Source organism: Chitinophaga pendula, assembly GCF_020386615.1.
Taxonomy (GTDB): domain Bacteria; phylum Bacteroidota; class Bacteroidia; order Chitinophagales; family Chitinophagaceae; genus Chitinophaga; species Chitinophaga pendula.
The window spans coordinates 4,190,050-4,215,296 of the sequence record NZ_CP077769.1; the positions used below are offsets into that span (position 1 = coordinate 4,190,050).

Genomic DNA, 25,247 nt, shown 5'->3' on the forward strand with positions numbered 1-25,247 from the left:
AGTTGATCATGAACTTACCGCTCCGGTTGCTGCCGGGGCGGTTTTTGTTATGACGGTAATTGTTTTTTTTATGTTATTGTACCACTAGTTTGTTTCCCTCTTCTATTGTTGCGTTTACTTTCATCAGGTGCATTACTTCGAGTATTTCTGAGAGGCGGAGGTTTCTTGACAGTTCTCCGCCAAAGGTGCGTTTCGGCACTTTGTTCTTATAAATAACTTCTACGTTATACCAGCGTGCTATCTGGCGCATGACGGCTGGCAGGTCCATTTGTTCGAAGTCGAATATGCCATTTTTCCAGGCGATCGCTTGAGATACGGCTGCTGGCGGCAATGTGGTGATATTAATATTATTTGTATTGTCTATGCGGGCCTGTTGTCCGGGTGTGAGTATGGACTTTTCGTTGCCCTGCGTAACTTGTAGTTTTCCGCTGACCAATGTTGTTTGTATCTGCGATTCATCTTCGTAGGTATTGACGTTGAAGCTGGTGCCCAGTACGAGCAGGGAGGTTCCGGAGGGAAGGTTGACCCTGAACGGTTGTGTTGATTGTTGTGCTATTTCGAAGAAGGCTTCTCCTGTTATGGTCACTGTTCTTTCGGTGCTATTGAAGGCGGTGGGATAACGGATAGATGAAGCGGCGTTCAGCCAAACGACGGAGTTGTCCGGCAGGATCAATTTGAATTGTCCACCTTTGGGGGTGGTCAGGGTGTTGAAGGCAACGGGGCCATTGTCCTGGTTATTTTGGTACCGTAGTTCTCCATTTTGCTGGCTGATGCTGGTATGTCCCTGGAGGATGAGTTGTCTGCCATTGCTATCCAGTGGTATCTGTGTACCATCGGCCAGGGTAAGTTGCGCTTTGCTGGTGCCCGGTGCTACATCTATCTGCTGTATTATGCGGGGAGGTGTATGGTGGCGGGTGAGCCATACGGTGCTTCCTGCTACCAAAAGCAGCATTGCGGCGGCGGTCCACCACCAGCGTTGCAGGCGTGACGTTGTTTTTATTATGCGGGCGGGCCGCTGTTGTTTTATTTGTGAGTATAGTTCCTCTATGTCGGCCGGCGCCAGGAAATCGGAGGCTACATGTTTATTGATCAGTGTTTCCAATATCTCTTCTACCGGCGTTCCGGAGGTATCGAGCACTAAGGCCTGCGTGAGTTCTTCTTCTTCGGCCGGTGTTATTCTTTTATCATACAATTGGTTCAGTAAATATTCCCATCTTGCTCTTTGCATGCTTGGTGGTGGTTAGTCAGATTAAGAGGTGCTATTTATTGTATTGACAAACGAGGGTGAAGGAAGGGGTAGCCGGCGAAAAAAAAATTATTGCCAGGTATCCAGCAGGCATATGGCGAGTATGGTGATGGTGCTGCCATGTTGCCGGAGGTGGTCTTTCAGGGTACGCAGGGCGGCCATCATATGTTTTTTGACGGTTTCTTTGGAGATGTTCAGTTTCGAGGCGATTTCTTCATGGTGGAGGCCTTCTATGCGGCTCATGCGATATACACGTTGTTGTTGTGGGGGTAATTGGGTGAGGGCTTTATGGAGCAGGTGTTCCAGTTCGCGGTGCAGGGTGGTTTCTTCTGTGCTGTTGCGGGCGGGGTTGGCGGGGATAATTTCGCGGAGGAGCAGGGATTCGTGGGCGCGGCGTTTCAGGCCATTGAGTACGAGGTTGCGGGTGATCCTGTTGATATAGGCGGGGAGATTTTCTATTTCTGTCAAGGTGTGGCGGTTTATCCATACTTTGATCATGACTTCCTGTACGATGTCTTTAGCGATCTGTTCGGAGGCTGTCATTTTGTAGGCGAAGGAAAAGATAAAGGCATGATAAAGATCAAACAGCTGCCTGAATGCCATATCTTCTCCCCTAGCCAATTGCTGGAGCCATTGCTGTTGCGTATTCCTTTCTTCGTGCATGATAGGGACCCCCAGTCCTGATAGACGTAAATGCGTAATCGGGGATAAAAATAAAAAAAGAAGTCCGCATTTTACGGGAGGATATCTGAGGATCGCCTATAGGGGGCAGGGATCAGGTTTCGATGGAGACGGTGTGTAGTACTACGGCTGTTTTTTCGGCGGTGAAGCCGGTGATGAAGATGTGTACCTGGGTGGCACCGGCCCGTATTACGGAGGTGTTGGAGAGGTGTTGTTCCAGGTGTTTTCTCAGTTGTTGGTAGCGGGCTGTGAGTTCCTGCATGGGTGGATCGTTGGGGTCGGCCTGTTGCTGTACGCTATCAAAGAATGTTGCCAGGGGTTGCTCCTGCAATGCGTCTGTACCTGCATAGCTGGCTATTTGTTTTTTCAGGGAGGCGGTATCGTGTACGTCTGGCCAGTTGAGGAGTTCGACAGGATATTCCGATTCGCTGATGTACAGCAGTCCCTCGATGAGGTGGGACAGTTCTTCGGTGAAAGTTGTATTGCTCATACTTAAAGATAACCTACCTATGTGATCCTGCCATTGCAGGGACGTTAAGTATTTGTAAAATGAGCACCCCTGCTATAAGGCAGGGGTGGTTGCTGATTGTATTTATTTTTCACCGCGTATTCTGTTGTCTTATGTTTTTCTTCTCACTTTTCCCAGGCGGATCTCTACGACGTATGTGCCCGATTTTTTGAGCCGGAATGCGAATCGGGGGTTGGTGCTGTAGGTGAACTTCGGGTCCAGGCCGAGGCTGGGGTCCATGGTGACGAATGCGCTTGGGATGCGGTAGTATATGAGATAGTTGTTGTATTGTTTGGACGGTTTGATCGGGAAGGGAGCGATCTCGAAGTTGCAGACCATGGCGGTGTCTGTGAACTTGAGCGGGTTGAAGCGGGAGAAGCTTTCGAAGCTGGGGCGATCGCCTCTTACCAATATCTCTCCTTTGGCAGGATTGAAGGGGTTTCCCACTTCGTCGGTGATCTTGAGGATGACGATATTGCCGGTATCTGCTATGGCGGTGATGGTCATTGCCGGATCGGGGGCGGCGCCGCTTTTATCGCTGAAGTCCTGGAACCAGGAGTTGGCTTTAGAGATGATCTCATAACGCGGTGCGTCGAATGTATGTATCAGGCCGATCTTTTTGTATTCCCTGGTACCTGCTACGTTGGTGACGCGGATATCGTATTCGTAGTCGGTATCTACGGGGAGGCTGTCGGTGGCGGCGTTGAAGATGAACTGTCCGCTTTTCAGGAATTGGAAAGGCGGTAATTTCTTCAGTTCTCTTTTTTTATTGACCTGTGCGATGGTGGTATCCTTTTCCGGATCGACGGCTTCTTTGTATACGTATACCGGGTATTCGCGATAGAACTCTTCGGCCCTGGTGTTGGTACCTACCTTTCTGATATCGAGTAGTTCGACAGTAGCTGGAGCGGTGGTACCATCGAGTTGTAAGGAGGCGGTCTTGAGGAATGGATTGCCCCGCTCGAGGCGGATGGGGCTATCGGGTACGTATACGCCTTCGCTGAGGAACCCTTCGGGTATCTTCTTGCATGCGGCGGCGCTGAGGCAGATGACTGCGGTGAATTGCAGCAGCTGACGGGTAAGTTTATATAATGCTGACATGATATACTGATTTAGATGAATACACTATCTCCAGTAGAAGGTGTGTTGGTTATTGATGACATGCAGGGTACCTGTTTGGGTGATGATACCGGATGTCTGTGTCTGTTCGTTCTTATCCTTCAGGGTATCGGGATAGTCTTTGGGCAGCGGTTCCGGATCGAGTCCTTTGATGATACGGATGATATGTACGAAGCGAGGGCGCTGGCTGAGGATACCATCGTATTCATCGGATTCTACCAGTTTGACGGAGTATTCCTGTCCCAGCAGGTTTTTAAATACCTGGTGGCTGAGGGACAGTTGTTCGCGGCGGATGGGCTGTCCGAACATGTATGCTTTAATGGAGTCCCTCAGTTCTGGTACGGGGAAGCTGTCGACGGTGTATTTGATATTTTCGTTGTTATACTTCTTCTGTATCTCTGCTGTGCGGGTGAGCATGAGCAGGCGGATGGAGTAGTCTGTTGGAGCGAAGAAGGTGATATTGCTGTTGAGTTGTTCTTTCATGCCGGCGCGATCGACGAGCAGTACGAGGGTATCGAACAGCGGGTTTCGTTTGAGATAATCGTAGGTGGTCATTTCGACTTTCGGGTTGGCGAGGTTGCCACCGCTGAGGTAGTCTCCTTTTTTGCAGGCGACTATACTTACGAATGCCAGTGTGATGACGATATGTAATAAGTAATGTTTCATGGTCTTCGTTTTTAGCGATCAGTTGACTTTTCCTTCCCAGAATTTGTTTTGTTTCAGTACGTAGTTGTTCAGGAAGAGGGATCTTCCGATGGGCCATTTCCAGCCCTCCTGGTTGTACCGGTCTGTGCCGAAGGAGCCATCTTTTTCTGTTTTTAGGAAACCGGTTCTGACGAGGTCGTACCAGCGGCTAGCTTCGCAATAGAGTTCGCGGCTGCGTTCGCGGAACACTTCGGTATACAGGTCGGCGTCGTTGCCGGCATAGGCGGAGAGGCCGGAGCGTTTGCGGACTTCGTTGAGGTCGTTGCGAGCCATGCCGAAGTCTTGTAGTTTGGCGTTGGCTTCTGCGCGCAGCAGGAGTAAGTCGGCATATCGGAAGACGATAATATTGGCGTTGACGGCGGCCTGTGTGTAGTTAGACAGGTCTTTGTAGAAGATGTTCTCGCTGTTGCGGCCTGCGTATTTGGTAAGGATGGGATTGGCTTCCAATGTGAAGTCGAAGAAGTACCGATAGCGGAAGTCGGATTTGTCTTTATAGATATCGGTGATGAGGTCGCGGTTGAGGCGGCCGTTCATGCTGGTTTTGCCTTTGATGTAGGGTTCCATGAGGCATTTGTAGTAGAATCCTGATTCTGTTTGTTGTTCATTTTGTGCTACCTGCATATTGATTTCAAAGATGCCTTCATCGGATTTGCCCTGGAAGAGGGTAGCGAACCGGGAGGTATCGATGAGGCGGTATTTGGCGCTGTTCTGCACTTCGTTGACGGCGTTGATGGCATTTGTCAGGTCGGTGCGGACGGTGCCTTTATTGAGGAAGTCTTTCCACATATAGACATGGGCCATGAGGGCGTAAGCGGCGCCGCGGTTGGCTCTTACATTTTTCTCTGCTCCATCTTTATAGTCCCAGGTGAGTAGAGGGATGGCCCGTTGCAGGTCGCGGATGCAGCTATCGAGTATGATCTTTTCGCTGGTGCGCGGGATGGGCTGTGCTTTGGCCGGGTCTTCGTCGTAGGCGGTGACCAGTGGTACATCTCCCCAGAGGCGTACCATGTAGAAATAGCTGTAGGCCCGGAGGAAGAGGGCTTCTCCCATTATTTTATTCCTTGTCTGCTGCGGATCGTTTTTGAACTTATTATCTGGTATGGCGGGTACGTTGTGCAGGATGATATTGGACTGGGTGATGACTTTGTAGTAGGGAGTCCAGTCCTGGTAGTTGCCCAGGTAGTCGCCGATGAAGGAAGCCATGCTGAATCCTTTTCCACCTTTGACGAGGAAGTCGAGGTCGTATTGTTCGAAGCTGCTGAATTCGTTGGCGGTGAGGTCTCCGTAGGAGAAATGGGACATATAGCCTCCGAAGTCCGTGTTGGTGGTCATGGCGCGGCGTAGCAGGGCGTATCCGCCGGCGAGGCTTTGGAGCGCGTCTTTTTCATCTTTCCAGAACACGTCGTTGTATGGTGAGTTGATAGGGTCCTGGTCGAGTAATTTTTTACAACCAGTGAGTGTCGTCAGCCAGGAGAGGGTGAGCGACATTATCAGCAGATATTTTGCACTATTCATGATCACTTGCTTTTAAAGATTAGAAACCTACGTTGATGCCTAAGGTGAACTTGCGTGGTATCGGGTATCCTGTGCCGGAGTATACGCCCAGTTCGTTGACGGCTTCTGCGTCGGGCACGGATGATTTCTGGAAGGTGTACAGGTTGTCGATCACGCTATAGATCTGGAGGTTACGCAGTTTGAGTCGATCCAGGAGTCGTCGTGGCAGTGTATACGACAAGTTGATGTACTTGATGCGAGCGTAGTTACCATTCTCGATATAAGCTGAGGAGAACGGCAGGAACTGGTAATAGTTGGCGCCATAGGGGTTCAGCTCGGCATATTTGGCCAGGTCGCCCTGTTTCTGCCAGGTCTGCAATCTGTTTGGGTCGATGAGGGCGATGGTGGAGAGGTTGCTCTGGAAGCCCTGGAGGCGGTCGCTGACATATTTATTGAAGATATCGCGACCGAGGAGGAAGGTCATGAAGACTTCGAGGGAGAACCCTTTGTACATGAAAGTATTGGTGAAGCCGCCGGTGATGCGGGGATTGGGGTTGCCGGAGCGTACGCGGTCGTTCCAGTCCCAAACGTCGAAGTCGTTGTTTTGATCGACCCAGATGTAGTCGCCCGGTTGTACGGTATGGCTGCCGCCCCAGTAGGTGAGTTTATCGCCTGTGAGGGGATTGAAGGGGATGTCTTTGTCGTTGCTGTATACGCCTTTGCTTTGCATGAGGTAGAACTCATAGATGGGGCGACCTTTGGTGAGGAGGTAGATCATCCCGGTGTTGGGATCTTCTACGACGAGGTCCCGGTTACCATTTGGCAATGCGACGATCTGGTTTTTGTTGGCCGACATGATGATGCGTGTATTCCACTGGAACGGATTTTTGCTATTCATGAGGCGGCCGAATATGTTGACTTCCCAGCCGGTGTTGCGTACGCTTACGGCGTTGGTGTTGACTTTATCATAGCCACCGGTGGAGGGGAGTTTAAGGTCGAATAGTATTTTGGATTTACCCCGATTATAGACATCGGCTGTTATGACGAGGCGATTTTCGAAGAATGCGGCATCGATACCCAGGTTGCTTTGGATGGATTGTTCCCAGGTGAGTCCATTTTGTGCTACGCCGCCGCTGAAGTTGGGTGTTACGGCGTTGACGCCATTGTAGGTGATGGCCTGAGAGCCGCCATAGCCGCCCTGGTTGATGGAGTAGGTATTAAACGGCAGGTAGTATCCGGAAGGCAGGGTACCGGTGATGCCGTAGCTACCTCTTATTTTAAATGCATCGGCGAATCTTTTGAGCCCTTCGGCGAAGGGTTCGTCCATGATGTTCCATCCGGCGGATACGGAAGGGAAGTATCCCCAGCGGCTGTCTTTTCCGAACCGGGAGGAGGCGTCGGCACGCCAGGCGACGGAGAAGAGGTATCTTTCTTTATAGTCATAGTTGATCCTAGCGAAGAAGGACAGGAGGCCGCTGGATTTGAAGTCGGAGCCTGTGATGAGGGAGCCATATGGATCGCGGAGAACGTAGAAGTTAGGATCGATGCCTTGTACTACTTTGACATTATCATTGCTGATAGCGCCACCACCTACGCCGGTATATTCATTTTTGATGCTGTTGATGGTATGACCGAGGAGGACGTTGAGGTGGTGATTGTCGTTCGCGACGTTTGTCGTATAGCTGAGGGTGTTATCCAGGTTCAGGTTCTGGTAGATGCTTTTGCTGCTTTGGGCGTATGACATGCCGGTGGCTGCCAGTATTCCCGGGCGGAAGATATCGCGGGAGTTGACGGACGCCTGGATGGAGCCGATGGAGGAAAAGCGCAAGTGTTTATTGAAGTCGTAGTTGAAGGTGATGCTGCCGGTGATATCATCGTTGATATTTTTATCGCGGCCGGACTCCAACGCGCCTACGTAGTTCATCCTGTCTATTTCTGACAGCTGGAAGAGGGAGGACAGGAATTGACCGTTGCGCAGTGGGATGGCGTTTTCCCAAGGGAGTTGTCCTCTTCCGCGGGAGCGGTCTCCCCTGCTGAGGCGGAATAAAGCATCGACGCTGACTTTAGGGGACATTTTCATGCCGATGGCGGTGGATACGGTATATCGTTTGAAGCCGGTGCCTTTGAGTACGCCCTGTTCGTTGAAGTAGTTGCCACTGACGCGGTAGTTGATATTATCGCTGGCGCCGGATACGGAGATGTCCGCATTTTGTACCATTGCGGTGCGATAGAAGAGGTCTTGCCAGTCGGTGGCGGCGTTGAAGGCCGGGTTGAGGCTGTCGGTGAGTATGCGAGGTAGGTTGGCGGCTCTGTCGTAGGGAGCGCGGGCCAGCAGGTATTCGAGTTTCATGCGACGTTCTTCTGTGCCGGTGATGAAGTGTTCGAATTTTGGTTTTTCGGAGATCCCGGCGTAGGTGGAGAAGTTGATCTGCGGGCGGCCAGGTTTCCCTCTTTTTGTTTTGATGATTACGACGCCATTGGCACCGCGGGAGCCGTAGATGGCGGCGGCGGAAGCATCTTTGAGTACGTCGATGCTTTCTATATCGTTAGGGTTGATGCCGGCGATGTAGTTGGTACCGGTGTTGTCGAAGGAGGCGGCATCGTCGAGTGATACGGGGATACCATCTATGACGAACAAGGGTGAGCTGAGGGCCTGAGCGCGGTCGATGTTGCGGGAGATGGAGGTATTACCGCGGATGACGAAGGAGCCTCTGACGCCCGGTTCACCGGTAAAGTTCTGTACATTGAGGCCGGCGACGCGGCCTTGCAGGAGCTGATCGAAACTTGGCGAGGGCAGGTTTTCGATATCTTTTCCTTTGACGCTGGCGACGGCGGCGGTGGTGGTTTTGCGTTTTACTTCCTGGTATCCGATGACTACGACATCTTTGAGGCTTTGGGCATCGGTTTTCAGGATAATAGTATACTGGTCTTTTTCGTCGGCGGTGATGGTTTGTGTGAGGTATCCGATAAAGGAGACGACGAGTTTTGCTTTATCATTTTTTAGACGGAGGGTGAATTTACCCTGGTTGGAAGTGGTGGTACCGTTGCTGGTACCTGCTTCTCTGATGGATACGCCGGGCAGGGCCTGGCCTTTTTCATCGTTCACTGCGCCTGATATCTGCCGTTGCTGGGCCCATAGGTACATGGGAAGGCCCGCCAGCAGCAGAAGCGCAAGCAATCTTTTTTGCATAGCTCTTGGATTGATAAATGGTAAATACGTGGTGATACAGGACAGTAGGCCAGCCGGGTAGACGTCATAGACGGCCGGGTTCCTATCCGGAAATGCGATGTTTAATCAGGCAGTTGTTTGATAGATAGATGGTTTTGTTATTGTTTCGATTGTTCACTTGTATACGCCAGGCGTTGCCGGGTATGCTCTCATTGTTCTTACTGTTGTCTGGTTGATAAAAATTTCTAGTTAAATGACTTTGGCTGATAATTCTATAGCAGAAAAGTAGAATTGTTAATTATTTTATAAAAGTGTCGGTACTGAATTGTGAGAGTTTGATTACAAAAGGGGCTGCGAATGGGGGAATGATCACATTTCCCTTAATTAGCATTAATATTCAATTATTTAGAAGGTGTAAATATTTAGCAATGGTAGTAAATGTGCTGATCAGGGTGGTTAATTTATCAAGATAGCATTAGTGTGCCGGACAATGCATGACGTTACAATGACAATCGTAACATTCAATAGGGTTTGCTTATAGGAATGTTATAGGAGAGGTATAGGAATGTTATACGAGACGTGGACGAGAGTGTTTAAAACATTCGCTATCAACACGTTAAAAATTAAAATCGCCATCATTTTGGTTAAATGACGGCGATTGTAGTGTAAGCGTGGTAGTGGTTATTTATATATTTCGACGGTGATTTTTCCATCTTCGGTGACGGCGCCGCGGTACATACCGGCGGTATTGAATGGCATGGCGATGTTGCCATTTTTGTCGATGGCGATGAGGCCGCCGTCGCCGCCGAGGGCGGGTACTTGTTTGGCTATTAGTTCGTTGGCGGCTTTTTCCAGGGTCCAGCCTTTGTATTCGACGAGGTCGCTAACGGTCTTGGCTACGCTGAGTCGTATGAAGTATTCGCCCCATCCGGTGCAGGAGATGGCGCAGGTGGCGTTGTTGGCGTAGGTGCCGGCGCCGATGATGGGGGCATCTCCTACCCTGCCATATTTTTTGTTGGTCATGCCACCGGTGGAGGTGGCGGCGGCGAGGTTGCCTTGTTTGTCGAGGGCGACTGCGCCGACGGTGCCGAACTTATGGTCTTTATTTTCGATGCCCAGTTTGGCGCCGGATTTAGGGTGGGGGGAGGCAGGGGCATCGTGGTCGAGTTGTGTTTTAGTGGAGTCCATGGCTTTGACTTTCTGGAGGCCTTGCCAGCGTTCTTCGGTGTAGAAGTAGGAAGGCGGTACTATTTCGAGGCCGGCTTCTTTAGCGAATTTTTCGGCGCCGGGTCCTATTAGCATGACATGTTGTGTTTTTTCCATTACGGCGCGGGCGGCGGTGATGGGGTTGCGGATGACGGTGACACCGGCTACGGATCCGGCTTCGAGTGTTTTACCATTCATGATGGCGGCATCCATTTCGTTTTTGCCTTCGTTGGTGAATACGGCTCCTTTGCCGGCATTGAACAAGGGGGAGTCTTCCATGACGCGAACGGCAGCTTCTACTGCATCGAGGCTGCTGCCACCTTTGCGGAGGATATCGTATCCTTGCTGGAGGGACAGTTGCAGTGCGGCTTTATAGGCCTGTTCTTTTTGCGGCGTCATTTGTTCGCGGAGGATGGTACCGGCGCCGCCGTGGATGACGAGTACATATTTTGTTTTGGTCATCGCGGAATCTTTTGGTTGGTGGGACAGGTCTGTCGCGGTGGCTTTAGTATAGCACAGGCCTGTGATACAGGCGAAGGCTGCCGCCATCAGGGAATTACGCATAAATGATAAACTTTTCATAAAAGTAATGATCTCTGATAATAATCCCACTGGTATTGCCGATCTATGTAGGATACCTGGTGTGAATGGGGCAGTCATCCTGTGTTCGGGACGCCTGAATTATCGATCAATTTCGTATCGGAAGCCTGATTTAGTTATTTTTGCCGGATAAACTACAGACACTGAAAAAAGTACGCAAAATATTATCGATCGTCCTTTTAAGTTTGCTGGGCCTCATTATTCTCATTGGCATATTGGTAAACATCCCGGTGGTGCAGAATTTCCTGGTAGGTGAAGTTACCAGCCGGTTGTCTGCGCAGCTGAAGACGCGGGTGGAGATCAAACATGTGAGTTTGCGGCTATTCAACAGTATGCGGCTGGAAGGTACGTTGGTAGAGGATCATCATAAGGATACGCTGTTGTATGCCGGGGTGCTGCAGGTACGGATAACGGACTGGTTCTTTTTCCAGGACAAGCCTATCTTAAAATATATAGGACTGGAGGATGCTTATGTGAACCTTACCCGTCACCGTAATGATTCGTTGTGGAACTATCAGTTTATCATTGATGAATTTGCGCCTCCATCGAAAACGCCTACGAAGAAGAAAAAGCAAGGCGGTATTTCACTGGATCTGAACAAGATCAATTTACGCAATGTGCATTTCAACCAGGTAGACGCCTGGGTGGGTGAGGATATGCGGGTATCAGCGAAACGTATATACCTGGATGCGAAAAACATTGACTTGCAGCAGCACAATATCGATATCCAGGAGCTGACGCTGGATGAGCCGGTATTTATCATTACTGAATATAAATCTTCTCCATTGCGTAAGAAGCGTACGCCGGGTACGTCTGCGGCGGCGTCTGCCATTGTGATGGATACGGCAGGCGGCAAGCCACCGGAGTTGCGATGGAACAATGATGACTGGCGATTGCTGGTGAAGGAGATCGCTATCAAAAACGGTATACTCGGGGTGGACAACCTGGAGGACAGTACCAAAGCGGTGCCCGGTTATTTTGCCAATAACCGTATCCGTTTTAAGGATATCAACCTGGTGTTGAGTAATACGGGGTTGCGGCAGGACAGTATATTTGGGGATCTGGTGTTCAGTACGAAGGAGCGCAGTGGATTTGAGGTGAAGCGGCTGACGAGCCGGTTTAAGATGTCGCCGGTGGAGATGGAGTTTTCGCACCTGGACCTGGAGACGAACAGGAGTCATTTGCGGGACTACTTTACGATGCAGTATTCGAGTATTGACGATATGAGTGATTTTGTGGACCTGGTGTTTATGAAAGCTAATTTCACTAACAGCCAATTGTCTTCGGATGACATAGCATTTTTTGCTCCGCCGCTGGCGAGTTGGAAGAAGGAGATCACGTTGAGTGGGGAGGTGAAGGGGCCGGTGAGTAACCTGGATGCGAGCAATGTGGTGTTGCAGGCAGGTAATACCCGGCTGAAGGGAGGTGTGGAGATGCGTGGGTTGCCGGAGATTGACGAGACCTTTATTGATTTCCATGCGGAGGAGCTGGTGACTACGGGAGCGGATATACAGCGATTTATTCCGGACACCCGGAATATAGACCCGATACAGCTGGACCGGCTGACCAACCTGCGGTTTGCCGGTAGTTTTACGGGCTTTGTGAATGACTTTGTGGCTTATGGTAAGTTCCAGACCAACCTGGGAAACCTGGATTCGGATATTAACTTCAAGACCAGCAGTGATGTGCCCGTGTATTCTGGTAGTATTACTACGAACCGATTCAATCTGGGGAGTTTGCTTGGCAACCAGCAATTGTCGACGGTATCGCTGAATGCGCGGGTAAATGGGGCCGGTTTTAACTTCCGGACGCTGAAGGCATCAGTAGATGCGGATGTACAGGAGATCACCCTTTACAACTATACTTATACCAATGTAAAGACGCAAGGTGAGATGAACCGGAAGTTCTTCAACGGTTCGCTGACGGTGAATGATCCTAACCTGGATATGGACTTTGCGGGGACTATTGATTTCAACGAGCAGCTGCCGGTGTTCAAGTTCAACAGTGAGATCAGGAAGAGTGATTTAAAGGCGTTGCGGCTTACGGAGGACAGCATTACGTTGCAGGCACGTGTGGACCTTAACTTTGCCGGTGACAACATCGATAACTTTGACGGGACGGCGCGGATATACGAGGTATCTCTTTTCAAAAATAAGAGCCGGGTGGAGTTTGACTCACTGACGATCGGCACCCGTATGGAGAATAATGTCAAGATGCTGGGGTTTGCGGGTAGTGAGATCACGGGGTATGTAAAGGGGACGTATAGTTTCATGGAGTTGCCCAATGCGTTCCAGTTGTTCCTGAATAAGTATTACCCCAGTTTTTTTGCTGCCCCCCCTCCTGCCAAGACGCAGCAGGACTTTGTATTTGCTTTCCAGCTGGGGCAGGTGGACAAGCTGATCCGTGCTTTTACGGATAAGGTCGGTGGCTTTAACGATACGGAGGTGGAAGGCGCATTGAATACGGCACAAGGTAATGTGTCGTTGTATGCGACTATTCCGAATGCGGCGTATCAGCAATTCAAGCTGCACAATATTGAGATCAAGGGTAAGGGTAACTTCGACAAGATAGATGTAAGTACCAGCATAGGCCGGTTGATGTCGGGCGAGAATATCTGGCTGGAGAACCCTTTGATACTGGCTAATTCGAGCCGGGATACTTCTTATATCAAGGTAGATCTGCAGGCACAGGACACCAGTTCACTGGATGGTTTCTATGCGAAGGTGGTGACGGTATCTGACGGGGTGAAGGTAAATTTCCTGAACAGTTCTTTTACGGTGAATGAGCGGCAATGGAATGTGGCGGCCGGCAATGAGATATACTGGAGTAAGGATTTCCTGACGGTACACAACCTGCGTATCAACCGCAATGATCAAAGCATCACGGTAGAGACGAATGAATTCAATCCTGACGAGAGCCGGTTTATTGTGACCTTGCGTAACCTGAACCTGGCGGATGTGATACCGAGCCGGTTGGTGGATATGCGAATAGAGGGTCAGGTGAACGGTACGATCAACATTTCCGATCCGACGCATAACCTGGATGTGGCAGCAGATATCAGTGCCAGTTCGCTGCGACTCGATAATGATTCGCTGGGGCTGGTGACTATACAAGGCGGCTATCATCAACGTACGAACGATGTTAACTTCACCGTAAAGTCGGATAACCCCGGGAAGAGTTTTCTGGTGGACGGTGTAGCGGGTCTTACCCAGGAGCATAACAAGCTGGAAGCTACCATTGATCTGAATGGGATGTCGATCGGCCTGGCGGAGAAGTATCTTTCTGACTATGTCATGGACCTTAGCGGTACTGCTACGGGGCGTATCACTGTGGGCGGTACTACGAGCCGACCGTCGGTGAGTGGGAAGGTGCAGATGGATACGGTGGGGATGCGTATTGTGTATCTGGGTACGAGTTATAAGATCCCTAAGTTGAATGTGAGCCTGGATGATAACCTGATAGAGTTTGGTAACTTCTCGCTGATAGACAAGTTCAACAATAAGGCCAGTGCGAGTGGTTATATTTCTCACGATCATTTTGACAAGCTAAACTTTGACTTTGAGGTTTCGGCCCGTAAGTTCATGTTCCTGAATACCTCTTCTGCTGACAGTGATTTGTTTTACGGGGATGTGATTGCCGACGGCCGGGTGTATTTCTCCGGGCCTTTGGAGGATATGCAATTGCGGGTGCTGGCGCGGCCTACGAAAGGTACACACTTCTACCTGCCTATAACAGACAGTAAGGACATTGGTAAATATGACTATATCACCTTTAAGACGTACGGTACGGAGATCAAGGAGGTGAAGAAGAAGAAAAACAATAAGCTGAATGTGAAGCTGGACATTGCGGCCAACCCGGATGCGCAGATTGATGTGATACTGGATGCTTCTACGGGGGATGTGATCTCCGCGAATGGTAACGGTAATCTACAGATCAATGTGAATACGGAAGGTGACTTCAGCATGTTTGGCAACTATGAGATCAATAATGGATCTTACAACTTTACGTTTCAACGGCTGACGAGCTGGAAGTTTGACATTGCGAAGAACAGTACGATCAGCTGGAATGGTGATCCCCGTGAGGCGAAGATGAACATTACGGCGAAGTATTCCCTGCCTAAGGTGAGTTTGTACAACCTGGCCGGTCCGGCGGGTACCAGCCGGAATGACCAGCTGGCTACGCGTCAGGAGAAGGTGGACATCCTGCTGAACCTGCGTGGTGAGCTGATGAAACCGGATATTGGGTATGAGATCAATCTGCCGGAGGTAGGTAGTATCTCTTATGAGAGCGGCGTGGCGGCGAAGCTGAAGGAGATCAACAATGATCAGAACAAGGCATTGTTGCAGATGTACGGGCTGCTGTTGTTCAACCAGTTCCTGCCTGACGATGCTACTACGGGTGGTGGCGCTAACGTAGCGACAACTGGTAAAAACAGTGTGGGGCAGGCATTATCTGCACAGGCTTCTGCTATCTTAAATAACCTGACCGGCACTTTACTGAAGAACAGTGGTATTGGTATTAACCTGAACTATCGTGCCTATAACGTGGGTAACCAGGATAATGCCTCTATGGACCGTAACCAGGTAAGTGCAGGTATTACCAGTAATCTTTTCAACAATCGTATACGGCTGTACGTAGGTGGTGACTATGACTGGGGTAAGACGGCTACGTCTGCCAGTGCGAACCGGTTTGCCGGCGACTTCCGGGTGGAGTACCTGCTGACGCCGGACGGGCGGGTGCGTATCAATGCGTTCAGTAAGACGGACTACGATGTGTACAACCTGGTGAACCGTAATAAGGCAGGTCTGGGTATTTCGTATGTGCGGGAGTACAACCGGTTCATCGAGTTGTTCCAGAGCAGCCGGCGGCCTACGCGGCAGGCAGATTCTTTACGGCGGCCGGAGGCTATCCGGCGGGAGATACCGGACAGCAGTACTGTAAAACCTGATACCATCCGTCCTGGTGGTAACTAAGTATATACCTTTATTCTTAAATACCTGTATGATGCGATTCCCCTCTTTTAGTTCTTTATGGGAAGGTGCGCTGCGTGTCTTTGCGCGATTTCCTACGGCCTGTATCCTGGCGCTGGTAGCAGCGGGGTTGGGCTATACAGCTGCACAGACCAGTTACCAAGCCAAGTTCACCGAACCTTTGTTACAACTGATGGCGGTGTGTAACCTGGCTTTGACGCTGACATTGGCCGGCGACCTTTTTTCCGAAAGGCAGTCATTCGGTACCGGCCGGCGATGGGCCTTGCGACTGGGTTCGTTGGCAATCGCTGCTTTGCTGGAGTTTGCGCTAGACCCCATACGATTGCAGGCGGATGTATTCCGTATGTGTCTGCTGGCATTTTCCTTTCACCTGCTGGTGGCCTTCGCGCCGTTTATCGGCAAGAACGACACCAATGGGTTCTGGCAATATAACAAGACACTGTTCCTGCGGTTCCTGACGTCGGCATTGTACTCCGGTGTACTGATCGGCGGGCTGTGTATAGCGTTGGCGGCCATCGATGCGTTATTCAATGTAGAGATCAGGAGTCATATTTATTTACGGTTGTTCGCCGTGATCGGTACGGCCTTTAACACTATCTTTTTCCTGGCTGGTGTACCGAAAGATTTTGTTGCCTTGAACGAAGACCACTCCTACCCTAAGGGTTTGAAGATATTTACACAGTATGTACTGATCCCCCTGATCACTATATACCTCGGCATCCTGTTGTTGTATGAAGTAAAGATCGCGTTGGAGTGGCGGCTGCCTAAAGGGACGGTATCGAATCTTATTACCGGCTATGCGGTGTTTGGCATCCTGTCGTTGTTGCTTATATATCCTATCCGTGAACAAAGTGGTAATCGCTGGATCGTGATCTTTTCGCGGTTGTTTTATTTCCTGATGATCCCGTTGCTGGTATTGCTGGTACTGGCCATCTGGAAGCGGGTGGGATTGTATGGCATTACAGAATCGCGGTATATCCTTATCCTGATGGCTTTTTGGCTGAGTGGTATTACGATATATTTCCTGGTCAACAGGCAGGCGGCTATCAAGGTGATCCCTATCAGCCTGTTTGTGATTACGCTGTTGGGGACATTCGGGCCACAGTCGATGGTATCGGTATCTAAGCGTTCGCAGCTGGGCAGGTTGAAGGCATTGTTGAGCAGTAAGCAGGCGAAAGACCAGGAGGAGAAACGTTCGATCATTTTGTATATGTTACGTACGCACGGATTGGTGTCCTTGCAGCCATTGACAGAGCAGCGGCTACAGCCTATTGCAGACCGTCTTTCCCAGGAGGAGCACTACCGGTATTACGGTTATTATAATCAGATGGATACGGCGCTTGCCATTTTCCAGGTACCGAAATACAGCGGTACCTCCGGGGAATATATTACCCTGCACAGCACCAACAAGGGTATTGTTAATGCGAAAGCGTATGATTATCTGGTGGTACCGGATATGCGGTATCAGTATGTGCAAAGTGATACGATCCGTAATACGGAGGTGACCGTGGCGATCAGATCTGATGAGAGCCATGTTACGGTGAGGGTGGATAATACAGCAGAAGTGTCTTTTGATCTGCATTCTTTTTACCAGGAGATCTTTAAGTCGTATGGCAACCGGCAGTTAAAGGCGGAGGATATCGGCCGTCAGACTTACTATTATCCTGAGGAGCGCATGCGATTCAATAAAAGTAACGGTAGCTATGATATTACGCTGATGATCACGGAAACGAGTTGTCAGACGCCTGGCGACGATAGTTCGCGGACGGCAGAGCGAGGGAATATCAGGTGTATGATCGGGTTGAAACGTATCCGATAAGCGTATAAAAAAGGCGGCCGGTCGAAGTGACCGGCCGTTTTTTTTATGGTGGGCCGTTATTTAATATTTGTTGGCGTTGATGATTCGTTCTATCAGTTTCTGTTCGCGGATGATGATGCGGGCGGTGCCGGTCATTCCTGCTTTGAGGGTTAGTGCTTTGTTGTTCATGGTGTGTGCGTCGAGCGGGACAGATGACTGTACGCGGAACTGTCCGTTAGTAGGATTGGCTTCGTCTGCGATGGTGGATATATTTCCCCGGAGGTATCCATATTCCTGATAGGGGAAGCTGTTGAGCGCTATCATAACGGCTTGTCCTTTGGAGAGCTTGCCGATGTCGTATTGTCCTACCTGCATGACGGCGATGAAGTTGCCATCGGGTGTTTTTTCCAGCAGGATATTGTTCTCACTATATTCCGGGTATTGTATAAACCAGGTGAGGGATATGATGCTGAGGATAACGGCGACGGCGACTACGGTGCCATACCTGACGATCCTACCCGGCACGCGGGAGAGTATCTCCTGCATTTCGCCGGTCTTATCCATTAGTTCGTTTTTTGTTACGACTGTTTCTTCCATAGTATCTCTCTGTTTAAGCGTCCAGTTCCAGTTGATTTTTTACCAGGGTATAGTAGGCACCTTTCATGGCGGCCAGTTCGTAGTGCGTACCTTGCTCGATGATCTCTCCTTTGTCGAGTACGACGATGTTATCGGCGTTTTTTACGGTACTGAGGCGATGTGCGACGATCACGACGGTTCTTCCTTTGAAGAATTTGTCGAGGTTGTGCATGATGACGCTTTCGTTGGTTGCGTCGAGGGAGTTGGTGGCTTCATCGAAGAAGATGAACTCGGGATCTTTGTATACGCTACGGGCGATGAGGACCCTTTGTTTTTGTCCCTGGCTGATGCCGTGGCCTTCGGGTCCGATCTTAGTATTCATGCCCATGGGTAGTGTATCGACGAGGTCTTGTATATTGGCTACGTGTATGGCGTGGTTGAGGCGGTCTATATCTGTATTATCATCTACGACGGTGATGTTGCTGGCGATAGTATCGGAGAAGATGAAACCTTCCTGCATTACGACTCCGCATTTGCTGCGCCATACGGTGTGGCTGATATCGCTGAGGGGGAGTGTGCCGACGCCGATGATGCCATCATCGGGTTCATAAAATTTGAGGAGTAGTTTGAGTAAGGTTGTTTTACCGCTGCCGCTCATGCCAACGATAGCGGTGATCTTGCCGAAGGGTATCTCGAGGTTGATATTTTTCAGTACGGGTTCGTTGCCGGCTCCGGGATAGGTAAAGTTGACCTGGTGGAGGGAGAGGCTTTTTTCTTCGGGTAGTTCGTACTGGAAGTTGTATTCTTTGGGTTCTTCGTCTTGCAAGGTATGGATTTCGTTGAGGCGTTCCATGCTGATGCGGGCATCCTGGGTGGTCTGAACGAACTGTATCAGCTGTTCGATGGGCCCGTTGAGTTGTCCGATGATGTATTGGATGGCGAGCATGACGCCCAGTGATATATGCCCATTGATCACGCTGCTGGCAGCGAATACGGTGATGAGTATATTTTTTCCTTCGTTGATAAAGAATGCGCCAGCCTGTTGGTTTTGGCTGAGGGACAGGCTTTTAACGTTTGCTTTAAAGAGTTTGGCCTGTATCTTTTCCCATTCCCAGCGTTTTTGTTTTTCTACGTTATTGAGTTTGATCTCCTGCATGCCATGGATCAGCTGGATGATCTTGCTTTGGTTTTTGGCGGAGATTTCAAATTTGAGGTAGTCAATGCGGCGGCGTTTGGCGAGGAATATTTTGATCCAGACGAAGTAAATGGCGCTGCCTGCGAGGAATATACCGCAGATGGGCAGGCTGTACCATGCCAGCAGGATGGTAAAAGCTACCAGGTTGAGTAATGAGAATAGTATGTTGAGTGTAGAGCCGGTCAGGAATTGTTCGATACGATGTTGGTCGTTCATGCGTTGCATGATATCGCCGGTCATTTTGGTATCGAAGAACGGGATGGGTAGTTTCATCAATTTGATGAGGAAGTCGCTCAGGATAGAGACGTTGACGCGGGTGCTGATGTGCAGGAGTATCCAGTTGCGGACGAATTCGATGCTGGTTTTACCGATGAGGAGCATGAGTTGTCCGGCGAGGATGAGGTATATGAAGTTGATGTTTCGGCCTTGTATGCCGACATCGACGATACTTTGAGTGAGTACGGGGAATACCAGTTGCACCAGTGTACCGATAACGAGGCCGAGTACTACCTGGAAGATAAGTTTTTTGAACGGTTTGATGTAGTCGAACAGGATACCGAATCCTATGGCGCCGCCGGCTTCTCCTTTTTGTTTGTAGAAGTCGCGGGTAGGTTCCATGAGGAGGACCATTCCTTTGCCGATGCCCTCGGACTGTGTGCTGATCCAGTGGGGCATGAATTCTTCGGGGGTATATTTGATTTCTCCCCGTTCGGGGTCGGCGATATAGATGAACTTTTTGGTGATCTTATATACGACCACGAAGTGGTTTTGGTCCCAGTGGATGATACAAGGTAGCGGGGCTTCGTCTCTGAGTTGTTCGTAGGATATACGGGCGCCTACTACTCTGAAGCCGATATATTCAGCTGCTTCTGTGATACCCAGGAAGCTGACGCCTTCTTTTCCGTATTGGCTTTGGGCTCTGAGGGTCTGGAGGGTAAAATTTTTGCCATAGTGCTTAGCGATCATTCGCAGGCAGGTGGGGCCGCAGTCCATGGCATCGAGCTGGCGATAAACAGGAAACCGTTTCTTTAATCTTATCATTATGCTACTGGCGATAAATTATGCTATTGAATGTATGGCAGCGGTCTTTGGATGACCGCTGCCATCTGTATTTCTTTTCTCTGTTATTGGAGCACGGGGTCTATGATAGCGGGGCCTTGTGTACAGAGGCCGGTATCATTGGAGCAGTGGCACCAACGGGGAGGGCATGATGCTGCTCCTGCGCAAGGAGCCAGTCTGCATGCCGGGATGGCGGCGCTTTGGCCTCCGCCTGTGATGCGGGTAAGCTGATCGCGGCCTAAAGTTTCGAAACGTGCTGACAACGATGATTTTTTCATACATACAAAATTTTAGCGGACAAGGTGATTAGCTACGTGGATCGATGATGCTACCATTTACACAATATCCCAGCTGGAAATCGCAATGGCATGCATCGGGTCGGCAGATGCTGAGGTCGCAGCTTTTGCCTTTACAAAATGGCAATGCGGTATTGTGACCACCGCCGATGATGTGATTGAGTTGACCACGATGTAAGATCTCGAAGTGTGCTGATAAGGAAGTCTTTTTCATACAAACAAGATTATTGGGTGAAAGGATTACAGATCGATGGGTACTCCGGGGCCCTGGGCGCAGCGAGCCAGTTCATCACAGTGACAGAACCGGCCGGAGCAGGTGTCGCTATGTATGCAATCATACCGGAAGCAGAAGGGCAAAGCGGTATTTTGGCCACCACCTTTGAGACGGGATAGTTGGCTACGGTTGAGTGGTTCGATGTTTTTCATCCAGGATTGTTTTTTCATTCGGTTCTATTTTAGATATGAGCGAAGATTTCACAATGATGTTCAGGGTGTTTGTAAGATGCAGGATTGCCCTGGAAAATATATAGCAGAGGTAACTTTCGTTGCCTCTGCTTTTGAGATGTTTTTTTCGTCTAACAAGGATGGGCTATCAACCGAAGCAAGTATCTCCGCCGCAAACGCAGAAGCGGGTAGGGCATTTTTCATCCTGGTTATTACAGGAGATGGCTTCACAGAAAGGTCTGGCAGTGCTTCTGCCGCCGCCGTTTACTTTTTTAAGTTGCGTACGTGCCATGACGTCAAAGCTCTTAATTGCAATTTTCTTTTTCATGAATTACAAGTTTAATTAGTGATTAGTGATAAAAATGCTCATAGATATTCAAGTGCACAATGAATATGAATTGAGTGGCTACGGCACGAGCTTTGGCGGTATTTATCCCGGCAGCTGTTGCGTGCTGCCGGGAATATTGTCCGATAAGCCAGCTATATCTGGTGATTGATGGTTAAATGGATCAACCGCGACAAAGGCCATTGATGCAAGCGCAAGGGCTTGGGCAGCTTTCGGGCGAGTCGTCGCAGATGGCAATTAGGCAGCGGGGTCTGAGGTTGCTGTTGTTACCGCCACCATTGATTTGTTGTAAAGCTGCACGCTTGAGTGTGTCAAACTTGTTAATCAAATTTTTCTTTTTCATGATATTGTTTTTTGGTGAAGAAAGATTTGATACCAATGGCGGTTAGTATATCGATTGTGTATAAGATGTATCCGCTCATTACCTGTTTACGCACATGCCCGGGAAGAAGTTAAAGGTATCGCATACGCAGTAGTTCAGTTGGCAGGAGAAGGTGCATTCTACTTCTGGGCAGCGATCTCTGGCTACGTTAGAACCGCCCCCTTTGATATCTGCCAGGGACTGACGGGAGAGCGGTGTTATAGTGATGGTTAAAAAACCTTTAGACATAGCTTTGGGATTTATGGGATGTGAAATAAGCTATGGGATATCCGTAGATATCCCATAGTGATTTTACAATATTATGCATACGCCATTGAAGCCATTGACGGAGCGGCAGGTGCATTCGGGGCTACCGCAGCTGCGCGGTATGCCGACGATGCAGGTACTGTTGCAGAGGCGTTTGGTGTTGGCGGAGCCACCACCGTTGATGGTCTTCATATGGGACCTTGACAGGGTGTTGGCGTATGGTAGGAGATGTTGCTTTTTCATACAGACGGTATTAATGGTCAACAGAAGTGTTGTGTTACGCGCGGCTTACACAGAGGCCGGTGATGGCACCTGGTGAAGTCGGTACGCAGCTGCAGGTGAATGTTCCGCAGGAGCTGCGTTGTACGGATACCAGCAGGCAGGTTTTAACCGGGCATCCGGGTATGTTGCGTAAGTTGCCACCTCCGTTGATTGTTTTCATGTCTGAACGGGAGAGGTGTGTCAGGTTTTGGAAGCGATCCTGTTTTTTCATACGGCTATTATTGATTAGTGAACAATAGGTTGCGGTATTACCTTATGCTTCTCCGACGCAGATGCCGGATGTGCCCATTGGATCGATGGGTTCGCACCGGCAAGCGGAGAAGCCTTCACACCGGGAGGGTTCTCCTCCTGTTTGCGACATTACGCAGAACATTGCCGGACATACGGGATATCTGTTATGATGGCCGCCGCCGGTGATGGTGGACAGTTGATCCCGGTGGATCATTTGAAAGTGCTTGGCAGATGATTGTTTGCTCATAAAAAATTTGGTTGAAACAGCGGTGTCTTTACGACCTGGCACTATCGGCAATGTCAGCGGGCGTTATAAGGCCGGGCTGTCTCAGACAGCGTCGGTTGACAGTAAATATTTAAGGTCGCCGATGCCGTATGTAGCGGGCAATTCGTGGCCTTTATAGAAGAAGGTGGGGGTATGCTGGATATCCATTTTGAGGTACCATGAATAGAGGGCGGCTATTTTATCTTGTTGTTTGGCCAGTTCTCCGTTCATGGGGTATTTGGCAGCGAAGGCTTCGTAATCTTTTTTGGGCATGGAGTACCAGTCGTGCAGGGCTTGTATGAGGACATCGTACGGTTTATGTTCGGCGATGGCGAGGAGGTGGCGGGCGGCGGGCACGCGAGAGTCTCCTTCGGCTTCGGATACTGCGAAGAGTATTTGGAGTTGTACGTCGTCGTTCATTGTCATGATATCTTCGAGATCGGGGTGAGTACCGGAGCAGGGTCCGCAGTAGAGGTTACATACTTTAACGATCTTTCGGGGAGCGTCGGGGTTACCGAGGGTTACGCCCAGGCCATCAGTGCTGGCGGTGATGGTTCTTTGTTTGGCCAGCATGGATTCGAAGATATAAGGATCATTTTTGAAGCGGGCGAGGGTGTATTTGAAAGTAGCTATTTCTTTGGGCAGGAGCAGGTAACGTTTTACCAGGAACCATCCGGCGATGGGGAGTAGTGCGGTGAGTAACCACTTAGCCACTTCGAAGCCGGTGAGGGATTGGAGGGCACTTACGTTATAGAGGTCGCCGAAATAGGATACGATGAATTCGAGCACGAATATTCCCTGGGTAGCGAGGCAGAGTACGCACCATTGTTTTACTATTCTCCACTGGTAGTAAACGGAGAAGAATACGTAGGGAAGTGCGAGGAGGTTGAGCCAGGCCAGTACGCTCATGACGCTGGGCTGGAGGCCGCTCATGAGTGCTACGAGGAATCCGCCCGCGAAGTAGGCGAATCCTGCTTCGCTCCAGCTGAAGAGGCCTCCTATTTTGGCTGCGTTGGAGCCTAGTACGGCGTTACAGTTGACGGTAGCGGAGGCTTTACATACTTTTTCCATGAGGGGGTTGTGGGCGTCGATGTCATGGCCGAGGAGTAATAGTGCGATGACGAGGCCACCCAGTTTGGCGCTCAGGAGGAGGAAGGGGAATAAGGCGGAGGTACCGCCTTGCAGGAAGTGGTTGACGCCGGTGGCGAGCCAGAGGCCGAGGATGATAACGGCGACGCCAATGAGTCCGGCAGTATTGAGGCCACGTTCTTTGCGTACTTTTTCGTATTCGCGTTCTCCAGCCTGTTCGGCGGGTTCGACGAGCATGGCGACGCCTGTCCACATCTTACTGAACTCGTCCAGGGAGATGGATCGGAGTTTGCCGGTTACTTCGTGTGTACAGGAGACTTTATTGTGGGTCACCTCGTGTACGGTGGAGAAGAATTCTTTATTATCTACTGCTATCTGTGCGATAAAGGGCAGGGGCAGTTCTGAGAGTTTGTCCGGGGTAGCCTTGATCGTCACATTTCTGACCTTCAGGTTGTTGAGTACATCGCTTACGCTTAACAAAGTGGGGTACTCGGGGTGGGTGGTCAGTTCATCCTTAATAGTGGCTTCATTGGCAGGTACTTTCAGCCGTTTTACTAAACTGAAGACGGCATCCACGCAATTTTGCTCAGGGATGTTTAATAATTTGGCTAAAGAAGACATACGTGAGAATTGTCAGGTTTATTTAATAGAAAATGATTGTGTCAAAAAGGTCAAGCAACATTTGGTCATGTGCATTACAGGCAAACGGGTACAGGCTCAAGGGGCATAGCTGTCGGGCATAGCCAAACATCAAATATGTTATTGATGATCGTTTTCGAAGTACTGCTGGTTAACTAATACGGCAATGCTGTGTCTCATAACTGTGTCACCAACGGGATCGGGGGATGGTCTATGGGACGGGTTCCCGGATCTAGTACTCTTTACGGCACATGTCGGAGCGATCGTTGTAAAAAATGCAAAAATCTACTTCGTAACTGGCGCATGGACTAGTACCATACAATTGCATAGGATGTTTGCCGGGTCCAGGGCTATCGTAACTGCTTTTCAAGGTTTAACTGATCGGGTAACTATCTTTTCACTATTTCCTCTCATCCTAAAAATAGGGAAAAAACTTTTTATTTAAAAAAAATAAGATAATGAAAATTTCCGGGCAAAAGTTTCAGCGGGTGTGATGCGAGGGTGCAGTATGGAAGTTGAAAAGCAGGGAAACGTTATAGGAATGCTATATCTAAGCTATGGAAAAGGTGGAGGTGAGCTATAGGAATGTTATACCTAAGCTATGGAAAAGGTGGAGGTGAGCTATAGGAATGTTATACCTAAGCTATAGAAAAGGTGGAGGTGAGCTATAGAAGGCGGGG

22 protein-coding genes are annotated in these 25,247 nt (G+C 49.8%); 2 read left to right on the plus strand and 20 right to left on the minus strand.

Annotated features, from left to right (window positions below):
- Positions 1-73 precede the first annotated feature (73 nt).
- The 8 genes from KTO58_RS14665 to KTO58_RS14700 form a co-directional block, all read right to left on the minus strand.
- Positions 74-1,228: a FecR family protein gene (locus KTO58_RS14665; RefSeq protein ID WP_095838646.1), complete on the minus strand. Its 1,155-nt coding sequence runs from the start codon at positions 1,226-1,228 to the stop codon at positions 74-76.
- 87 nt (positions 1,229-1,315) lie between these two features.
- Positions 1,316-1,909, minus strand: a complete 594-nt coding sequence (locus KTO58_RS14670) for an RNA polymerase sigma factor (RefSeq protein ID WP_095838645.1) — start codon at positions 1,907-1,909, stop codon at positions 1,316-1,318.
- A gap of 112 nt (positions 1,910-2,021) precedes the next feature.
- Positions 2,022-2,417 (minus strand): nuclease A inhibitor family protein, encoded by a 396-nt coding sequence (locus KTO58_RS14675; protein ID WP_095838644.1) that lies wholly within the window; start codon positions 2,415-2,417, stop codon positions 2,022-2,024.
- Between the two features lie 129 nt (positions 2,418-2,546).
- A complete protein-coding gene (locus KTO58_RS14680; protein WP_095838643.1) occupies positions 2,547-3,536 on the minus strand; it encodes a DUF5007 domain-containing protein in 990 nt (329 codons plus the stop codon).
- Positions 3,537-3,560: 24 nt separating this feature from the next.
- The gene (locus KTO58_RS14685) at positions 3,561-4,220 is read right to left on the minus strand and encodes a fasciclin domain-containing protein (RefSeq protein WP_095838642.1); all 660 of its coding nucleotides are present in this window, start codon (positions 4,218-4,220) and stop codon (positions 3,561-3,563) included.
- 18 nt (positions 4,221-4,238) lie between these two features.
- Positions 4,239-5,774 carry a RagB/SusD family nutrient uptake outer membrane protein gene (locus KTO58_RS14690; RefSeq protein WP_095838641.1) on the minus strand — a complete coding sequence of 512 codons (1,536 nt, stop codon included), beginning with the start codon at positions 5,772-5,774 and terminating at the stop codon, positions 4,239-4,241.
- 19 nt (positions 5,775-5,793) lie between these two features.
- Positions 5,794-8,943, minus strand: coding sequence for a SusC/RagA family TonB-linked outer membrane protein (locus tag KTO58_RS14695; protein WP_095838640.1), 3,150 nt, complete (start codon positions 8,941-8,943; stop codon positions 5,794-5,796).
- 660 nt (positions 8,944-9,603) lie between these two features.
- Positions 9,604-10,692, minus strand: a complete 1,089-nt coding sequence (locus KTO58_RS14700) for an isoaspartyl peptidase/L-asparaginase family protein (protein WP_225859757.1) — start codon at positions 10,690-10,692, stop codon at positions 9,604-9,606.
- A 158-nt stretch (positions 10,693-10,850) separates the two neighbouring features.
- On the opposite strand from KTO58_RS14700, the gene KTO58_RS14705 reads away from it, so the two are divergent.
- Both KTO58_RS14705 and KTO58_RS14710 read left to right on the plus strand, forming a co-directional pair.
- Positions 10,851-15,701, plus strand: a complete 4,851-nt coding sequence (locus tag KTO58_RS14705) for a translocation/assembly module TamB domain-containing protein (RefSeq protein WP_095838638.1) — start codon at positions 10,851-10,853, stop codon at positions 15,699-15,701.
- A gap of 28 nt (positions 15,702-15,729) precedes the next feature.
- Positions 15,730-17,538 (plus strand): DUF4153 domain-containing protein, encoded by a 1,809-nt coding sequence (locus KTO58_RS14710; RefSeq protein ID WP_095838637.1) that lies wholly within the window; start codon positions 15,730-15,732, stop codon positions 17,536-17,538.
- A gap of 60 nt (positions 17,539-17,598) precedes the next feature.
- On the opposite strand, the gene KTO58_RS14715 is transcribed toward KTO58_RS14710, so the two are convergent.
- The 12 genes from KTO58_RS14715 to KTO58_RS14770 form a co-directional block, all read right to left on the minus strand.
- Positions 17,599-18,114 (minus strand): beta-barrel domain-containing protein, encoded by a 516-nt coding sequence (locus KTO58_RS14715; protein ID WP_095838636.1) that lies wholly within the window; start codon positions 18,112-18,114, stop codon positions 17,599-17,601.
- 13 nt (positions 18,115-18,127) lie between these two features.
- Complete coding sequence (locus KTO58_RS14720) at positions 18,128-20,329, minus strand: peptidase domain-containing ABC transporter (RefSeq protein ID WP_095838635.1); 2,202 nt, start codon at positions 20,327-20,329, stop codon at positions 18,128-18,130.
- 83 nt (positions 20,330-20,412) lie between these two features.
- On the minus strand, positions 20,413-20,625 hold the full coding sequence (locus KTO58_RS14725) for a hypothetical protein (protein ID WP_157752943.1): 213 nt from the start codon (positions 20,623-20,625) through the stop codon (positions 20,413-20,415).
- Between the two features lie 28 nt (positions 20,626-20,653).
- On the minus strand, positions 20,654-20,857 hold the full coding sequence (locus KTO58_RS14730) for a hypothetical protein (protein ID WP_157752942.1): 204 nt from the start codon (positions 20,855-20,857) through the stop codon (positions 20,654-20,656).
- Positions 20,858-20,883: 26 nt separating this feature from the next.
- Positions 20,884-21,087 carry a hypothetical protein gene (locus tag KTO58_RS14735; RefSeq protein WP_157752941.1) on the minus strand — a complete coding sequence of 68 codons (204 nt, stop codon included), beginning with the start codon at positions 21,085-21,087 and terminating at the stop codon, positions 20,884-20,886.
- A gap of 148 nt (positions 21,088-21,235) precedes the next feature.
- Positions 21,236-21,415: a hypothetical protein gene (locus KTO58_RS14740; RefSeq protein WP_157752940.1), complete on the minus strand. Its 180-nt coding sequence runs from the start codon at positions 21,413-21,415 to the stop codon at positions 21,236-21,238.
- A 181-nt stretch (positions 21,416-21,596) separates the two neighbouring features.
- Positions 21,597-21,776 carry a ComC/BlpC family leader-containing pheromone/bacteriocin gene (locus KTO58_RS28925; protein ID WP_095838633.1) on the minus strand — a complete coding sequence of 60 codons (180 nt, stop codon included), beginning with the start codon at positions 21,774-21,776 and terminating at the stop codon, positions 21,597-21,599.
- A 78-nt stretch (positions 21,777-21,854) separates the two neighbouring features.
- Entirely contained in the window at positions 21,855-22,043 is a 189-nt protein-coding gene (locus tag KTO58_RS14750) for a hypothetical protein (protein ID WP_095838632.1), read from the minus strand.
- 63 nt (positions 22,044-22,106) lie between these two features.
- On the minus strand, positions 22,107-22,304 hold the full coding sequence (locus KTO58_RS14755; protein ID WP_157752939.1) for a hypothetical protein: 198 nt from the start codon (positions 22,302-22,304) through the stop codon (positions 22,107-22,109).
- Positions 22,305-22,338: 34 nt separating this feature from the next.
- Entirely contained in the window at positions 22,339-22,554 is a 216-nt protein-coding gene (locus tag KTO58_RS14760) for a hypothetical protein (protein WP_095838631.1), read from the minus strand.
- A gap of 42 nt (positions 22,555-22,596) precedes the next feature.
- Positions 22,597-22,821 carry a hypothetical protein gene (locus tag KTO58_RS14765; protein WP_157752938.1) on the minus strand — a complete coding sequence of 75 codons (225 nt, stop codon included), beginning with the start codon at positions 22,819-22,821 and terminating at the stop codon, positions 22,597-22,599.
- Positions 22,822-22,902: 81 nt separating this feature from the next.
- Entirely contained in the window at positions 22,903-24,549 is a 1,647-nt protein-coding gene (locus tag KTO58_RS14770; RefSeq protein ID WP_095838630.1) for a cysteine peptidase family C39 domain-containing protein, read from the minus strand.
- Positions 24,550-25,247: the final 698 nt, after the last annotated feature.

Coding starts and splice junctions, on each gene's coding strand:
- KTO58_RS14735 (WP_157752941.1), bottom strand. CDS start 21,087: ATGAAAAAACAATCCTGGATGAAAAACATCGAACCACTCAACCGTAGC.
- KTO58_RS14670 (WP_095838645.1), bottom strand. CDS start 1,909: ATGCACGAAGAAAGGAATACGCAACAGCAATGGCTCCAGCAATTGGCT.
- KTO58_RS14750 (WP_095838632.1), bottom strand. CDS start 22,043: ATGTCTAAAGGTTTTTTAACCATCACTATAACACCGCTCTCCCGTCAG.
- KTO58_RS14725 (WP_157752943.1), bottom strand. CDS start 20,625: ATGAAAAAATCATCGTTGTCAGCACGTTTCGAAACTTTAGGCCGCGAT.
- KTO58_RS14715 (WP_095838636.1), bottom strand. CDS start 18,114: ATGGAAGAAACAGTCGTAACAAAAAACGAACTAATGGATAAGACCGGC.
- KTO58_RS14755 (WP_157752939.1), bottom strand. CDS start 22,304: ATGAAAAAGCAACATCTCCTACCATACGCCAACACCCTGTCAAGGTCC.
- KTO58_RS14770 (WP_095838630.1), bottom strand. CDS start 24,549: ATGTCTTCTTTAGCCAAATTATTAAACATCCCTGAGCAAAATTGCGTG.
- KTO58_RS14765 (WP_157752938.1), bottom strand. CDS start 22,821: ATGAGCAAACAATCATCTGCCAAGCACTTTCAAATGATCCACCGGGAT.
- KTO58_RS14690 (WP_095838641.1), bottom strand. CDS start 5,774: ATGAATAGTGCAAAATATCTGCTGATAATGTCGCTCACCCTCTCCTGG.
- KTO58_RS14730 (WP_157752942.1), bottom strand. CDS start 20,857: ATGAAAAAGACTTCCTTATCAGCACACTTCGAGATCTTACATCGTGGT.
- KTO58_RS14680 (WP_095838643.1), bottom strand. CDS start 3,536: ATGTCAGCATTATATAAACTTACCCGTCAGCTGCTGCAATTCACCGCA.
- KTO58_RS14685 (WP_095838642.1), bottom strand. CDS start 4,220: ATGAAACATTACTTATTACATATCGTCATCACACTGGCATTCGTAAGT.
- KTO58_RS14710 (WP_095838637.1), top strand. CDS start 15,730: ATGATGCGATTCCCCTCTTTTAGTTCTTTATGGGAAGGTGCGCTGCGT.
- KTO58_RS28925 (WP_095838633.1), bottom strand. CDS start 21,776: ATGAAAAAGAAAAATTTGATTAACAAGTTTGACACACTCAAGCGTGCA.
- KTO58_RS14740 (WP_157752940.1), bottom strand. CDS start 21,415: ATGAAAAAGAAAATTGCAATTAAGAGCTTTGACGTCATGGCACGTACG.
- KTO58_RS14695 (WP_095838640.1), bottom strand. CDS start 8,943: ATGCAAAAAAGATTGCTTGCGCTTCTGCTGCTGGCGGGCCTTCCCATG.
- KTO58_RS14665 (WP_095838646.1), bottom strand. CDS start 1,228: ATGCAAAGAGCAAGATGGGAATATTTACTGAACCAATTGTATGATAAA.
- KTO58_RS14720 (WP_095838635.1), bottom strand. CDS start 20,329: ATGATAAGATTAAAGAAACGGTTTCCTGTTTATCGCCAGCTCGATGCC.
- KTO58_RS14760 (WP_095838631.1), bottom strand. CDS start 22,554: ATGAAAAAACAGGATCGCTTCCAAAACCTGACACACCTCTCCCGTTCA.
- KTO58_RS14700 (WP_225859757.1), bottom strand. CDS start 10,692: ATGCGTAATTCCCTGATGGCGGCAGCCTTCGCCTGTATCACAGGCCTG.
- KTO58_RS14675 (WP_095838644.1), bottom strand. CDS start 2,417: ATGAGCAATACAACTTTCACCGAAGAACTGTCCCACCTCATCGAGGGA.